The sequence below is a fragment of the Enterobacter sichuanensis genome, assembly GCF_009036245.1.
Taxonomy (GTDB): Bacteria; Pseudomonadota; Gammaproteobacteria; order Enterobacterales; family Enterobacteriaceae; genus Enterobacter; species Enterobacter sichuanensis.
This window is the reverse complement of record NZ_CP027986.1, coordinates 353,721-367,967: the sequence shown is the minus strand read 5'-3', so window position 1 is coordinate 367,967 and position 14,247 is coordinate 353,721. Positions and strand designations below refer to the sequence as shown.

Annotated in this window: 13 protein-coding genes; 10 read left to right on the top strand and 3 right to left on the bottom strand. The window is 58.2% G+C overall.

The window, feature by feature from the left end; all coding sequences use genetic code 11:
• Positions 1 to 759, top strand: coding sequence for a phosphonate metabolism protein PhnP (gene phnP, locus C1N69_RS01715; protein ID WP_155030565.1), 759 nt, complete (start codon positions 1 to 3; stop codon positions 757 to 759).
• A gap of 52 nt (positions 760 to 811) precedes the next feature.
• On the opposite strand, the gene yjdP is transcribed toward phnP, so the two are convergent.
• Both yjdP and C1N69_RS01705 read right to left on the bottom strand, forming a co-directional pair.
• On the bottom strand, positions 812 to 1,135 hold the full coding sequence (gene yjdP / locus C1N69_RS01710; RefSeq protein WP_021242926.1) for a DDRRRQL repeat protein YjdP: 324 nt from the start codon (positions 1,133 to 1,135) through the stop codon (positions 812 to 814).
• 69 nt (positions 1,136 to 1,204) lie between these two features.
• Positions 1,205 to 3,484 carry a hybrid sensor histidine kinase/response regulator gene (locus C1N69_RS01705; protein ID WP_155030564.1) on the bottom strand — a complete coding sequence of 760 codons (2,280 nt, stop codon included), beginning with the start codon at positions 3,482 to 3,484 and terminating at the stop codon, positions 1,205 to 1,207.
• 181 nt (positions 3,485 to 3,665) lie between these two features.
• On the opposite strand from C1N69_RS01705, the gene C1N69_RS01700 reads away from it, so the two are divergent.
• The 6 genes from C1N69_RS01700 to C1N69_RS01675 all read left to right on the top strand — a co-directional run bounded on the left by C1N69_RS01700 (position 3,666) and on the right by C1N69_RS01675 (position 9,827).
• Positions 3,666 to 5,186, top strand: coding sequence for a sugar ABC transporter ATP-binding protein (locus C1N69_RS01700; RefSeq protein ID WP_025757878.1), 1,521 nt, complete (start codon positions 3,666 to 3,668; stop codon positions 5,184 to 5,186).
• A complete protein-coding gene (locus tag C1N69_RS01695) occupies positions 5,183 to 6,178 on the top strand; it encodes an ABC transporter permease subunit (RefSeq protein WP_059386366.1) in 996 nt (331 codons plus the stop codon). Before C1N69_RS01700 ends, C1N69_RS01695 begins: the two co-directional genes overlap by 4 nt.
• Positions 6,179 to 6,208: 30 nt before the next feature.
• Entirely contained in the window at positions 6,209 to 7,150 is a 942-nt protein-coding gene (locus C1N69_RS01690; protein WP_025757875.1) for an ABC transporter substrate-binding protein, read from the top strand.
• A 115-nt stretch (positions 7,151 to 7,265) separates the two neighbouring features.
• Positions 7,266 to 7,952 carry a D-lyxose/D-mannose isomerase gene (locus tag C1N69_RS01685; protein ID WP_155030563.1) on the top strand — a complete coding sequence of 229 codons (687 nt, stop codon included), beginning with the start codon at positions 7,266 to 7,268 and terminating at the stop codon, positions 7,950 to 7,952.
• A gap of 10 nt (positions 7,953 to 7,962) precedes the next feature.
• The gene (locus tag C1N69_RS01680; RefSeq protein WP_059386364.1) at positions 7,963 to 8,823 is read left to right on the top strand and encodes a ketose 1,6-bisphosphate aldolase; all 861 of its coding nucleotides are present in this window, start codon (positions 7,963 to 7,965) and stop codon (positions 8,821 to 8,823) included.
• Positions 8,823 to 9,827, top strand: coding sequence for a carbohydrate kinase family protein (locus tag C1N69_RS01675; protein ID WP_155030562.1), 1,005 nt, complete (start codon positions 8,823 to 8,825; stop codon positions 9,825 to 9,827). Before C1N69_RS01680 ends, C1N69_RS01675 begins: the two co-directional genes overlap by 1 nt.
• Here the strand turns inward: C1N69_RS01675 and C1N69_RS01670 are convergent.
• A complete protein-coding gene (locus C1N69_RS01670) occupies positions 9,824 to 10,555 on the bottom strand; it encodes a response regulator (RefSeq protein WP_047957556.1) in 732 nt (243 codons plus the stop codon). The genes C1N69_RS01675 and C1N69_RS01670 overlap by 4 nt on opposite strands.
• Before the next feature lie 256 nt (positions 10,556 to 10,811).
• On the opposite strand from C1N69_RS01670, the gene fdhF reads away from it, so the two are divergent.
• The 3 genes from fdhF (at position 10,812) to C1N69_RS01655 (ending at position 14,232) form a co-directional block, all read left to right on the top strand.
• A complete protein-coding gene (gene fdhF, locus C1N69_RS01665) occupies positions 10,812 to 12,959 on the top strand; it encodes a formate dehydrogenase subunit alpha (RefSeq protein WP_155030561.1) in 2,148 nt (715 codons plus the stop codon).
• A gap of 324 nt (positions 12,960 to 13,283) precedes the next feature.
• Positions 13,284 to 13,436, top strand: a complete 153-nt coding sequence (locus tag C1N69_RS01660; protein WP_023299102.1) for a Hok/Gef family protein — start codon at positions 13,284 to 13,286, stop codon at positions 13,434 to 13,436.
• Positions 13,437 to 13,557: 121 nt separating this feature from the next.
• Positions 13,558 to 14,232, top strand: a complete 675-nt coding sequence (locus tag C1N69_RS01655; RefSeq protein ID WP_104556496.1) for a tetratricopeptide repeat protein — start codon at positions 13,558 to 13,560, stop codon at positions 14,230 to 14,232.
• Positions 14,233 to 14,247 lie beyond the last annotated feature (15 nt).

Genomic DNA, 14,247 nt, shown 5'->3' with positions numbered 1-14,247 from the left:
ATGAGTCTGACGATCACGTTAACAGGAACCGGAAGCGCGCAACTCGTGCCGGTCTTTGGCTGCGACTGCGCGGCATGTCGCCGGGCACGCCTGCAGGACAACTATCGCCGTCGCCCGTGCAGCGCGGTGGTCAAATTCAACGATGCCGTCACCCTGCTGGATGCCGGTATTGCGCACCTCATGGATGACTGGCCGGCAGGCAGCTTTCAGCAGTTTTTGCTGACCCATTACCATATGGATCACGTTCAGGGGTTATTCCCGCTGCGCTGGGGCGTTGGCGCGACAATCCCGGTTTACGGTCCGCCGGATGAAGCCGGGTGTGACGATCTGTTTAAACACCCGGGGATTCTGGACTTCAGCCACACGGTTGAGCCGTTTGTGATGTTTGAACTTCAGGGCCTGCGGGCCACGCCGCTGCCGCTCAACCATTCGAAACTAACCTTTGGCTATCTGCTTGAATCGGCCCACAGCCGCGTGGCCTGGCTGTCCGACACCGCCGGGCTGCCGGAAAAAACGGTGAAGTTCCTGCTTAACAATCAGCCGCAGACCATGATTATCGACTGTAGCCACGAACCGCGCGACGAGACGCCGCGAAACCATTGCGACTTAAATACGGTGATTGCGTTAAACGAAGTGATTGGCTGCCCGCAGGTGATCCTGACGCATATCAGCCATCAGTTTGACGTGTGGATGATGAATAACCCGCTGCCGCAGGGCATAGAAGCGGGGTATGACGGGATGGTGTTGGTGCTGGATTAGATTTTCTCCCTCTCCCGTGGGAGAGGGTTGGGGTGAGGGCAACAGGCCGCACTTAGCCGCGATCGTAATCGTCTTCTAACCTGCGCTCATCCTCTTCCAGACGGCGTCTGTCGTCATCCAGCTGGCGCTGACGCTCGTCTAAACGACGGCGTCTGTCTTCAAGCTGCCGACGGCGGTCGTCATACTGACGGCTATCCATGCGACGGTTATCGTCATAACGATCGTCATCATCGTTGCTGCGGCTGCTGCTGGGGTTATAGGCGTCGTTGATTGCCTGTTGAATGTTGCCAATAGCATCATCGACGATATCGGCATGCGCCAGTTGGCTGGTGAGTGACAGCAGACCAAATAACAGAGCGGTAGAGTAACGTTTCATAAGGCCAGACTCGCAGGTGAACTGGCCTTAAGGTAATGAACAGCAGGGTGTGGGGGTAGCGGAGGAATCTCAAATTACCATCACCTTCCGCAGCGCCTGCGCCAGCTGCGCCTGGGTAAACGGCTTACGCAGTAGCTGAACATCCGGCAGCTGAGGATTATGCGTGGGCCGTAAATCCTGCCCGCTGATCAGCAGCACCGGAAGCTGCGGATAGTGGCTGCGCACATGGTTAATCACCTCGGCCCCGCTCAGGCTTCCGGGCAACATCAGATCGCTGATAAACATGCCAATATCTTCTGACGCCGCCAGCATGCTCAGCGCCTGCTCGCCGTTGTCTGCTTCGAGCGTCAGATAGCCCAGCTGATGCAGCTGTTCGCACAGGGTCTGGCGCACATCGGCCTCATCTTCCAGCACCAGCACCAGCCGCTCGTTATCGACGGAGGCGGTGGCTGAGAGGGTTTCATCTTCAGGTACCACGGGCAGCGTCGAGCGCGGAAGGTGAAGCCGCACGGTCGTCCCCTGCCCCGGTGCGCTCTCGATCTCCACGCGACCGCCCGACTGACGCACAAAACCGTAGACCATCGACAGGCCTAGCCCGCTTCCGCTCCCGGTCTGTTTGGTGGTGAAAAACGGTTCAAACACCCGGGATTTCACCTCCTGCGACATGCCGCAGCCGCGGTCAATGACCTCCAGCGCCACCATATCCTGCCGGCGTCCGTCGCTGCGGGTGACGCGCTGATTCCAGGTGCGGATTTTAATCACCCCGCTTTGCCCTTCCATCGCATCGCGGGCGTTCATCACCAGGTTGATGATGGCGTTTTCCAGCTGGCTGACGTCTATCCATGCGGGCCACGCCGGGGATTGCGCTTCAATCTCCAGCGTCAGGGTGGCAGGCAAAGAGTGGCGCATCAGCTCTTTGAGGTTCTCCAGCAGCGGGCGCATCTCAACCGCATGTGGCGTCAGGGATTGCTTACGGGAGAACGCCAGCAGGCGCTGCGTCAGCAGGGCGCCACGCTCGGCAGCCTTCAGCGCTCGGGTGATGCGCGGCGCGTCTTTTGCGTCAGGATCGGTGAGTTCAAGGCTGCCGATGATCACCGCCAGCAGGTTGTTAAAATCATGCGCCAGCCCGCCCGTCAGCTGTCCAACGGCTTTCATTTTCTGACTGTGCAGCAGCGCCTCCTCCAGCCCCTGACGCTCAATGCGGTCGATCTCCATCTGGGTAGTTTTCTCTTTCAGCAGACGCGTGGTGTGCTCAAGCGAGGCGGTGTTGCGGGCAAAAACGTTGAACGCACGCGCCAGCTCTCCCAGCTCATCGCGCCGCTGCAGGGCGGGGACGGAGACATCCTGTTCGCCGTGAGCCAGACGCGACATCGCCCGGGAAATCGCCGTCAGGTTGGAGGCCAGATTGCGGTAGATATACCAGCAGGCGCACCCGGTGATGATCAACGCCAGCACGGCGAAGATGCTAATAAACACGCTGATGGATTGCAGTTCATGATGGCTCTGGGCCGTGCGAAGCCGGGAGGCCTGCGCGACCTGTTCTACGTACTGATTGATGTCGCTGTTGAGGATCGCCACCAGCGCCTTGATGTGAAACATATACCAGTTGATCGCCAGATCGCTCTCTTCCAGCTGCGTCGACAGCGGGGCGAGCCTGCGCAGCTCGTCGTTGAAATCGGGCAGCACAACGTTCACGACAGGCTGCGTTGCGCGTCGCGGCAGGGTCGCGGTGACGGCGTCCAGCTGCTGTATCGTGGCGCGCGGCGAGGGGGTATCGATGGCGGCGATAATCAGCCTGTCCATTTCCGCGAGCTGCTGCGCATCCGGTACATTGCTGCCAAATCGCCGGTTAATGTCCTGCAGGTGGCGTAAATAGCTCTGGCTTTGATAAAGCGAACTGAGGAGCGCGTTACGTTGCAGATGGCGTCGCTGTCCGCGCTCGAGCATGCCCGTCACGCTCTGCTGTAATTCATTGCTTCGTTGAATAATACGCGCCACCAGCCCCGGCTCTTGCTGCGCTAAAGGGGCTTTCGCCAGCTGTTCCAGCGAGCGGCGAAGCGCCATTTGCGTCTGCTTCAGCCGCTCGGCTTCGCCTTTATATTCCAGCGCACCCACCACCTGCGAGAGCCGTACCGCCGCCGTCGCCACGCTGGCGGTATCACGGGCGAGGTTCATGCTGCCGGTCATGTCATCCAGCGTTTGCTGCTGCACCTGCTCCTGAATCTGGCTGGCATGCCGGAAACCGAGCACCGCCACGCCACTCACCATCAGCGTCACGGCGACCACCAGCAGATTGAAAATCAGCAGACGACCGCGGGCACTGGCGAAGAACGGGGGGCGTGATGGCATGGGTTTGGACTCCTCTGCGGTTTGGTGCCCTCACCCTGGCCCTCTCCCACGGGGAGAGGGAAAAGAGAAATGTGATGGCGATTAGCTATTCATAACTATGACAAATATGAACAGCTTCTGACATTTTGCATTTACGCACCTGTGATGAAGTGCAGATATCAACATTCACAGGAGATCCGCCATGAGCAGAACGCCGGTACTGGAGATGCGCCGCATTGCCAAAACGTTTGGCAATTTTCACGCGCTCAAGGGTGTGGATTTGACGGTCTTTCCCGGTGAGATCCACGCGCTGATGGGTGAAAACGGCGCAGGAAAAAGCACGCTGATGAAAATCCTCGCCGGGGCGTACACCGCCACCGGTGGTGAGATCCTGATCGACGGTCAGCCGTTTCACATTAAAGGGCCGAAAGATGCGCTGGCCGCCGGTATTACCCTGATTTATCAGGAGATGCAGCTCGCGCCGAATCTGACCGTCGCCGAGAATATCTTCCTTGGCAGCGAGCTGTCGCGCGGCGGGATGGTCCAGCGCAAAGAGATGGCCGCCCAGGCCCAGGCGGTCATCGATCGTCTGGGCGCCCAGTTCAGCGCCACCGATCGGGTGATGAAGCTGACCATCGCCGAGCAGCAGCAGGTGGAAATCGCCCGCGCGCTGCACCGCAACAGCCGCATTCTGGTGATGGATGAACCCACCGCAGCCCTCTCCTCGCGCGAAACCCATCGCCTGTTTGAACTGATTTTGCGTCTGCGCGATGAAGGAATGGCGATCATCTATATCAGTCACCGCATGGCGGAAGTGTATGAGCTCTCTGACCGCGTCAGCGTGCTGCGCGACGGGCAGTACGTCGGCAGCCTGACGCGCGACAAGCTGAACGCCTCCGAGCTGGTGAAGATGATGGTAGGCCGCCCGTTAAGCGATCTGTTCAACAAAGAGCGGGATATCCCGCTCGGCAGCCCACGTCTCAACGTGCACCACCTCACTGACGGTAAAAAAGTCCAGCCCTGTAGCCTGCAGGTGCGTTCCGGGGAAATTGTCGGCCTGGCGGGTCTTGTCGGTGCCGGACGCTCCGAGCTGGCGCAGCTGATCTTCGGCGTGCGTAAAGCCACGGGGGGCATGATTGAGGTCGACGGCGAGCCGGTGGTGATCCACTCCCCACGCGCAGCCATCGAAAACGGCATCGGTTTTCTTACCGAGAACCGCAAGGAGCAGGGGCTGTTTCTGGAGCTAGCGGCGCAGGAGAACATCACCATGGCGACGCTGGAGCGCGATGCCACCTTCGGCATGCTTAACCGCAAGAAAGCGCAGTCCATCTCCGATGACGCCATTGCCCTGCTGAACATCCGCGTGCCCCATTCTCAGGTACGCGCGGGTGGGCTGTCGGGCGGTAACCAGCAAAAACTGCTCATCTCCCGCTGGGTGGCCATTGGCCCGCGTATTTTGATTCTGGACGAACCGACGCGCGGCGTGGACGTCGGTGCAAAAAGTGAGATCTACCGCATCATGAACCAGATGGCGCGCAAGGGCGTGGCCATTTTGATGATCTCCAGCGAGCTGCCGGAAGTGGTGGGGATGAGCGACCGGGTGTACGTGATGCGCGAAGGCAGCATTGCGGGCGAGCTCCACGGGCACGACATCTCTCAGGAAAACATCATGACGCTGGCAACCGGCGTGAACGACACTCATCATCAGGCGGTATCACTATGACAACTCCTACCCATCCGCAGCAGGTGGCGAAATCGGCCTCCGCCAAAAAATTGCTGATGAGCGATCTGATGCAAACGGTCGGCATCTTACCGATTCTCATCCTGATCGTCGCAGTGTTTGGCGTTATCGCGCCTAACTTCTTCACGGAAAGCAACCTGCTCAACATTACCCGTCAGGCGTCGATCAACATCGTGCTGGCGGCAGGCATGACCTTCATTATTTTAACCGGCGGGATTGACCTCTCCGTGGGCTCGATTCTGGGCACCACGGCGGTGGCCGCGATGGTGGTGTCGCTGATCCCGGAATTCGCCGGGCTGTCTATTCCCGCCGCGCTGATGCTTGGCATGGTGCTGGGCCTGTTCAACGGCGCGCTGGTGGCCTTTGCCGGGCTACCGCCGTTTATCGTCACGCTTGGCACCTATACAGCACTGCGCGGGGCGGCGTATCTGCTGGCCGACGGCACGACCGTCATTAACTCAAACATCAACTTTGAGTGGATAGGTAATAACTACCTCGGCCCCGTGCCGTGGCTGGTGGTGATCGCCCTGGCGGTGATTGTGGTGTGCTGGTTTATCCTGCGCCGCACCACGCTCGGCGTGCACATCTATGCCGTGGGCGGCAACATGCAGGCGGCGCGCTTAACGGGCATTAAGGTCTGGCTGGTGCTGCTGTTCGTGTATGGCATGAGCGGCCTGCTCTCCGGATTAGGCGGCGTGATGAGTGCGTCGCGCCTCTATAGCGCCAACGGCAACCTGGGCATGGGCTACGAGCTGGATGCCATTGCCGCCGTGATCCTCGGCGGGACCAGCTTCGTCGGCGGGATCGGCACGATCACCGGCACGCTGGTTGGTGCATTGATCATCGCCACGCTCAACAACGGCATGACGCTGATGGGCGTCTCCTACTTCTGGCAACTGGTGATCAAAGGGGCGGTGATCATCATTGCGGTGCTGATCGACAAATACCGTACCCGACACCATCAAAGTGCATAACAACAATACCCTACGTGTGAGGAAGACAAGATGCGTTTGAAACCGTTAGTGACCGCGCTCTGTGCTGGCGCGCTGCTTGCCGCAACGCCGTTTGCGCAGGCGAAAGATCTGAAATCCATCGGCGTGACGGTGGGCGACCTGGCTAACCCGTTCTTCGTGCAGATCACGAAAGGTGCCGAGCTGGAAGCGCGCAAGCTGGCGGGCGATAACGTCAAAGTCACGCTGGTCTCCAGCGGGTACGATCTGGGCCAGCAGGTGGCGCAGATCGACAACTTTATTGCCGCCAAAGTGGACATGATCATCCTTAACGCCGCGGATTCCAAAGGGATCGGCCCGGCGGTGAAACGCGCGAAAGACGCCGGGATCGTGGTCGTTGCGGTTGACGTCGCAGCGGAAGGGGCCGATGCGACGATCACCTCCGATAACACCCAGGCGGGTGAAATGGCCTGTAAGTACATTACTGACCGCCTGAACGGCAAAGGCAACGTGGTGATCATCAACGGGCCACCGGTCTCTGCGGTGCAAAACCGCGTGGAAGGTTGCCAGACAGAGTTCAAAAAGCATCCGGATATCAAGGTGCTCTCGGATAACCAGAACGCCAAAGGCAGTCGCGAAGGCGGCCTGGAAGTCATGACCTCCCTGCTCGCGGCGAATCCGAAGATCGACGGCGTCTTCGCTATTAACGATCCCACCGCGATCGGTGCCGATCTGGCGGCAAAACAGGCGCAGCGCAACGAGTTCTTTATCGTCGGTGTGGATGGCAGCCCGGACGGTGAAGAAGCCCTGAAGCGGGAAAACTCCCTGTTTGTCGCGACCCCGGCGCAAGATCCGCAGGTGATGGCGGCAAAAGCGGTGGAGATCGGCTATGACATACTACAGGGCAAACCTGCGCCGAAAGCGCCTGTGCTGATCCCGGTGACGATGATCGATAAAAAGAACGTCGGCTCGTATAAGGGATGGACGGTTAAATAACCCCCCCTCACCCTAACCCTCTCCCCGGAGGGGAGAGGGAACGATTACACCCTCTCCCCTTTGGGGAGAGGGCTGGGGTGAGGGGTACGTTTTGCACATAATCGAAGGAGTCCCCATGAAACGCTCCGACATCAATGAAATCCTCGGCCACACGCGACAGTTCTTCTCCATGCACGACGTACACCTCCCACCGTTTGCCAGCTTTCCGCCCACGAAATGGCAACAGCTCGATCGCGCCGTCTGGCGGGAAGTGTTTGACCTTAAGCTCGGCTGGGACGTGACGGCGTTCGGTGGCAACAACTTTGCCGCACAGGGGCTCACGCTGTTTACCCTGCGCAACGGCTCACCGAACGGCATGCCCTATGAAAAAAGCTATGCCGAAAAAATCATGCACGTGCGCGACGGCCAGGTCACGCCGATGCATTTTCACTGGCGTAAACGCGAAGACATCATCAACCGGGGCGGCGGCAATCTGATCGTGGAATTGTGGAACGCCGGCGCGCATGAAGAGACGGAAAACACCGACGTGACGGTCATCGTCGACGGTTGCCGCCAGACCCACGCGCCCGGCAGCCAGTTGCGCCTCACCCCAGGGGAGAGCATCTGCCTGACACCCGGTCTTTACCACAGTTTCTGGGGCGAGCGCGGCTTCGGCGACGTGCTGGTCGGGGAAGTGTCATCGGTCAATGACGATGAACACGACAACCACTTTTTACAGCCCGTTGCCCGCTATAACAATATTGAAGAAGACGAACCGGCGGTGCTGGTGCTGTGCAACGAGTACAACCTGTTTCGGATATAAGGGGTAAATGATGCCACTGATTTCGCTTGCCGACGGTCTTGCCCACGCCAGACAGCACCACTATGCGCTGGGCGCGTTTAACGTGCTCGACTCCCATTTTCTGCGCGCGCTGTTCGCCGCCGCAAAGCAGGAACGCTCGCCTTTTATCATCAACATCGCCGAAGTGCACTTTAAGTACGTCTCGCTGGATTCGCTTGTCGAAGCGGTTAAGTTCGAGGCCGCTCGCCATGATATTCCCGTGGTGCTCAACCTCGACCACGGCCTGCATTTTGACGCCGTCGTGCGCGCCCTGCGCTTAGGGTTCAGCTCCGTGATGTTCGATGGCTCAACGCTGAGCTATGAGGAAAACATCCGCCAGACGCGGGAAGTGGTGAAGATGTGCCATGCGGTGGGCGTCTCGGTGGAGGCTGAGCTTGGCGCAGTCGGTGGCGATGAAGGCGGTGCACTTTACGGGCATGCGGATGAAGCCTGCTTTACCGACCCACAGCGGGCACGGGAATTTGTCGATTCAACCGGCATTGACGCACTGGCGGTCGCTATTGGCAACGCGCACGGCAAATACAGGGGCGAGCCGAAACTCGATTTCCCGCGCCTGGACGCCATTCGCCAGCAGACGGGGCTGCCGCTGGTGCTGCACGGCGGCTCCGGCATTAGCGATGCCGATTTTCGTCGCGCCATCGAGTTGGGTATTCATAAAATCAATTTTTACACCGGCATGTCGCAGGCCGCGCTCGCCGCCGTGGCTCAGCGCATGGCCAACCGTCAGCCGCTGTACGATGAGTTTGCCGAGCTGCTGCTGAGTATAGAAGAGGCGATTACCGATACGGTCGCCGAACAGATGCGCATCTTCGGCAGCGCGGGGCAGGCATAATGGAACGTAAGGGCATCATCGCCGCAGGCAATATGCTGGTGGACCACGTCCACCAGATCGTGCAATGGCCGGAGCGCGGCTGGCTGGCGGAAATCACCCACAGCGAACGTTCCACCGGCGGTGCGCCGCTGAACGTCCTGCTGACGCTGGCAAAAATGCACGTAGGTCTGCGGCTGCAGGCGGTGGGCCTGATTGGCGAAGACAGCGACGGAGACTACATTCTGGCGATGCTCGACCAGTATCACGTCAACCGCCAGCGCGTGCAGCGCACCACCTTTGCCCCGACCTCCATGTCGCAGGTGATGACCGATCCCAGCGGACAACGCACCTTTTTCCACTCCCCAGGAGCCAACCGCCTGCTGGATCTGCCTGCCTTCGACCGTCTTGACGGATCGATGAAAATTTTCCATCTCGGCTATCTTTTGCTTCTCGACAGCCTGGATATGCCGGATGACGAATTTGGCACCCGCAGCGCGCGGCTGCTGGCGCAAATGCGCGACCAGGGGTATGAAACCTCGCTTGACCTGGTCTCCCGCAAGGGCGACCCGCGCTATCAGCCGCTGGTGCTCCCTGCCCTGCGCCATCTGGATTATCTGGTGATTAACGAACTGGAAGCCGGCGAGTTTAGCGGCCTGACAATGCGTGACGAAAACGACGCCCCGCATATTGCCCATATCGCCGAAGCCGCCGCGCAGCTGCTGGCAGCGGGCGTTCGCCAGCGGGTGGTCATCCACTGCCCGGAAGGCGCATGGGGAGAAGCGCCGGGTGAAAAAGGACGCTGGATCCCCTCCTGGATGCTGGAACAGGAAGAAATCATCGGCAGCGTCGGCGCGGGCGATGCCTTTTGCGCGGGCTTTTTATATGGCTGCCATGAATCGCTGCCGCTGACGGAGAGTATTTATCTGGCGCATGCCTGCGCGCGGGCCAGCCTGCTGGCCGCGAACGCCATTGACGGTGCGAAAACGCTGGCCGAGCTGCAGCTGTTTATCAAAGAGCATCGTTAGGCTGCTTTCTCGCTATGGGACACATCGCTGGCAAACACGTAACCCAACCCACGAATGGTTTTGATCAGGGCGGGCTGGTGCGGGTTAACCTCGATCTTCCGGCGCAGGCGCATGATCAACACGTCGATCGTGCGATCGAACACGTCAGCACTTTCGCTGTGGGTCAGCTCAAGCAGCCGATCGCGGCTCAGTACCCGACGGGCATTTTGCGTAAGGGCCAGCAGCAGGCCGTACTCGCCCTGGGTTAAGGGCACGGTATTACGCTGCGGATCGCTGAGCTCACAGCGGGTGGTGTCGAGCGTCCAGCCATTAAAGGTAATCCCCGCGACGGGCGCCGCGGGGGGTTCTGCCGCCAGCACGCCCGTACGGCGCAGCACCGCTTTCACCCGGGCGACCACCACACGCGGGTTAAACGGTTTGCCAATATAATCATCGGCCCCCATCTCCAGCCCCACCACCACATCTGACTCACTGCCCAGTCCGGTTAACATCACAACCGGCAGCGCCGGACGCTGCTTTTGCAGCTGCAGCAGAACCTGCAGGCCGTTGATATCCGGCAACATCATGTCCAGCAGGACAAGCGCGATATTCGGCTCCTGCTGCACCTGGCGCAGTGCATCCTGGCCGTTATGGCAGACCAGCACGCTAAAGACGTGTTCGCTGAGTACATCCTGAAGCAGTTCACAGACTGCCGTATCGTCATCAACCACCAGAATCGCCGGTTTCATCGTATGCTTCCGTCAGGAGATTATGTTAAGTCTGAACTATTCTGCCGTCGGCTCCAGTCAAATGGTTTTTTCAGTGACGGAAATTCAACCCATGTCACATCCGCTGCTCTGTCGACACGTCAATTTTGACGATTCGCTGTTTCTGGTCAGCGTTTTCATCACCAGCAGGCCGTAAAGTCTGGGTATACCCACAATAAAAACATGGCATAGAAGCTGCATAGTGGGTGCGAATGATTCGATTAACTGGAGCAGACTGATGAAAAAAGTCGTCACGGTTTGCCCTTATTGTGCCTCAGGTTGCAAGATCCACCTGGTGGTCGATAACGGCAAAATCGTCCGGGCGGAGGCCGCACAGGGGAAAACCAACCAGGGCACGCTCTGCCTGAAAGGTTACTACGGCTGGGATTTTATTAACGATACCCAGATCCTCACCCCGCGCCTGAAAACCCCCATGATCCGCCGCGAGCGCGGCGGCAAGCTGGAAGCCGTCTCGTGGAATGAGGCGCTGGACTACGTTGCCACCCGCCTGAGCGCCATCAAGGCCAAGTATGGTCCGGATGCGATTCAGACCACCGGCTCCTCACGCGGAACGGGGAATGAAACTAACTATGTGATGCAAAAATTCGCGCGCGCCGTTATTGGTACCAATAACGTCGACTGCTGCGCTCGCGTCTGACACGGCCCATCGGTTGCAGGTCTGCACCAGTCGGTCGGTAACGGCGCAATGAGTAATGCGATCAACGAGATAGATAACACCGATCTGGTGTTTATTTTCGGCTATAACCCGGCGGATTCTCACCCTATCGTCGCGAACCATGTTATCCGCGCGAAACAGAATGGGGCGAAAATCATCGTCTGCGATCCGCGCAAAATTGAAACCGCGCGCATTGCGGATATGCACATTGCGTTGAAAAACGGCTCGAACATCGCGCTGTTAAACGCCATGGGGCACGTCATTATTGAGGAGAATCTGTACGACCAGGCGTTTGTTGCGACCCGTACAGAAGGCTTTGAAGAGTATCGGAAAATTGTCGAAGGCTATACGCCAGAATCGGTCGAAGCGATAACCGGCGTCAGCGCGCAAGAAATCCGCCAGGCGGCAAGAATGTATGCCGGGGCGAAAACCGCCGCCATTCTGTGGGGTATGGGCGTGACCCAGTTCTACCAGGGTGTGGAAACCGTGCGTTCCCTGACCAGCCTCGCCATGCTCACTGGCAATCTTGGCAAAGCGCATGTTGGCGTGAACCCGGTACGTGGACAGAATAACGTCCAGGGCGCCTGCGATATGGGGGCGCTGCCGGATACCTATCCGGGCTATCAGTACGTGAAATTCCCGGAAAACCGCGCCAAATTCGCGAAGGCCTGGGGCGTGGAAAGTTTGCCTGAGCACACCGGATACCGCATCAGCGAGCTGCCGCACCGGGCGGCGCATGGCGAAGTGCGTGCGGCCTATATCATGGGTGAAGATCCTCTCCAGACCGATGCCGAGCTCTCTGCGGTACGCAAAGGGTTTGAGGATCTGGAGCTGGTGATTGTCCAGGATATCTTTATGACCAAAACCGCGGCGGCGGCGGATGTGATTTTACCGTCAACCTCCTGGGGCGAGCATGAAGGTGTCTACACGGCGGCAGACCGCGGATTCCAGCGCTTCTTTAAAGCGGTCGAACCGAAGTGGGATCTGAAAACGGACTGGCAGATTATCAGCGAAATCGCCACCCGCATGGGTTACCCGATGCACTACAACAACACCCAGGAGATCTGGGACGAGTTGCGTCATCTCTGCCCGGATTTCACCGGCGCGACCTATGAAAAAATGGGTGAGCTGGGGTACATCCAGTGGCCATGCCGCGATGAGTCAGCCTCCGACCAGGGGACGTCGTATCTCTTTAAAGAGAAATTCGACACCCCGAACGGGCTGGCGCAATTCTTCACCTGCGACTGGGTTGCACCGATCGATAAACTCACCGATGAGTATCCGATGGTGCTCTCCACCGTGCGTGAAGTGGGTCACTACTCCTGCCGTTCGATGACCGGCAACTGCGCCGCGCTGGCGGCGCTGGCGGATGAGCCGGGTTATGCGCAAATCAACACCGCCGACGCGGAACGCCTTGGTATCGAGGACAACGCGCTGGTGTGGATGAACTCGCGCAAAGGGCGGATCATCACCCGGGCACAGGTCAGCGACCGACCCAACAAAGGGGCGGTTTACATGACCTACCAGTGGTGGATTGGTGCCTGTAACGAGCTGGTGACGGAAAACCTCAGCCCGATAACCAAAACGCCGGAGTATAAATACTGCGCCGTTCGCGTGGAGCCGATTGCGGATCAACACGCGGCTGAACAGTATGTGATTGACGAATATAACAAGCTGAAAGCCCGACTACGCGAAAGCGCAATGGGTTGAAGCCGTTAATTGAACGTTGAATAAAGGGAGTGAAATATTCGCTCCCTTTTTATTTCCGCTTAATTCATTAAAAATATCGATTATTATTCTGGAAAGTAGCTCGCAGAAATAATGTAATTTACGCCGAATAGAATTACATCTTTGCATTTTAATTCAGGGAGATAAGATGTGCGACGGGTGCTTAAGACTTTCTGTCTTGAGCATTAGTGAGGGACAGAAAGTAGAAAGCCCCGGGAAATTTTCATTTACCCGAGGCTACTCTCCCTCAACTACCAACAAGTTGAGAGTAGCCTCTTATTCTTTTTTTGACAAGGAGTAAAAGGCATGACGCCATTAAAAACTGCGTTAGGCATCGTTTTTATTATCTGCCTGACGATAGTGATCTTTACCTTTATTACTCGCGGTAAGCTCTGCGAGTTTTCAATAAAGAGTGAGCATCAGGAGGTGGCGGCAAAATTAGCCTGCAACGCAGGCTAACCTCTACGGGCGGAACAACGGTTCCGCCCGGCTTGCAGGATGCTGAGGTCTTAATGCACCCATTCTTTTCTTTTGCGCCCGCGATTATACTGCGCGGCGTGTACCCAGATGATAAGCATCCATGAAACCCATTTTTCTGTTGTTAGTGTTTTTAACGTCCTTCGCCCGCGCGGATGAGATAGGCAGCCAGTACCAGAAACAGGCAGAAGCCGGCGATGCCCGTGCCCAGTATTATCTTGCCGATACGTACTTCAGCTCCGGCGACAGCAAGCAGGCTGCGCTGTGGGCCGAGAAAGCCGCGAAAGGCGGCGATGTCGACGCCATGGGGTTGCTCTCGCAAATCCTCTTTACGCAGGGTAATTACGCGCAGGCCAAAGCCCTGGCCCAACAGGCGAACATTGCTGGCAGCAAACGCGGCGCGATCATGCTGGCGCGCATTCTGGTGAATACTCAGGCAGGTAAAACGGACTATCCCCAGGCCATCAAACTGCTGCAGACGGCCACCGAAGATATCGACAACGACTCGGCGGTCGATGCGCAACTGCTGCTGGGGCTAATTTATGCCAACGGCGTAGAGGTGGCACAGGATGACGTGAAGGCCGCCTCGTGGTTCAAGCGGAGTTCAGCCCTTTCGCGTACGGGCTACGCCGAGTACTGGGCAGGGATGTTGTTCAGACAGGGGGAGAAAGGCTTTATCACACCCAATAAACAGAAAGCACTGTACTGGTTGAACCTGAGCTGTACTGAAGGGTTTGATACGGGGTGCGAAGAGTTTGATGCGTTGAGCGGGGAATAATCTGCCGGGTGGCGG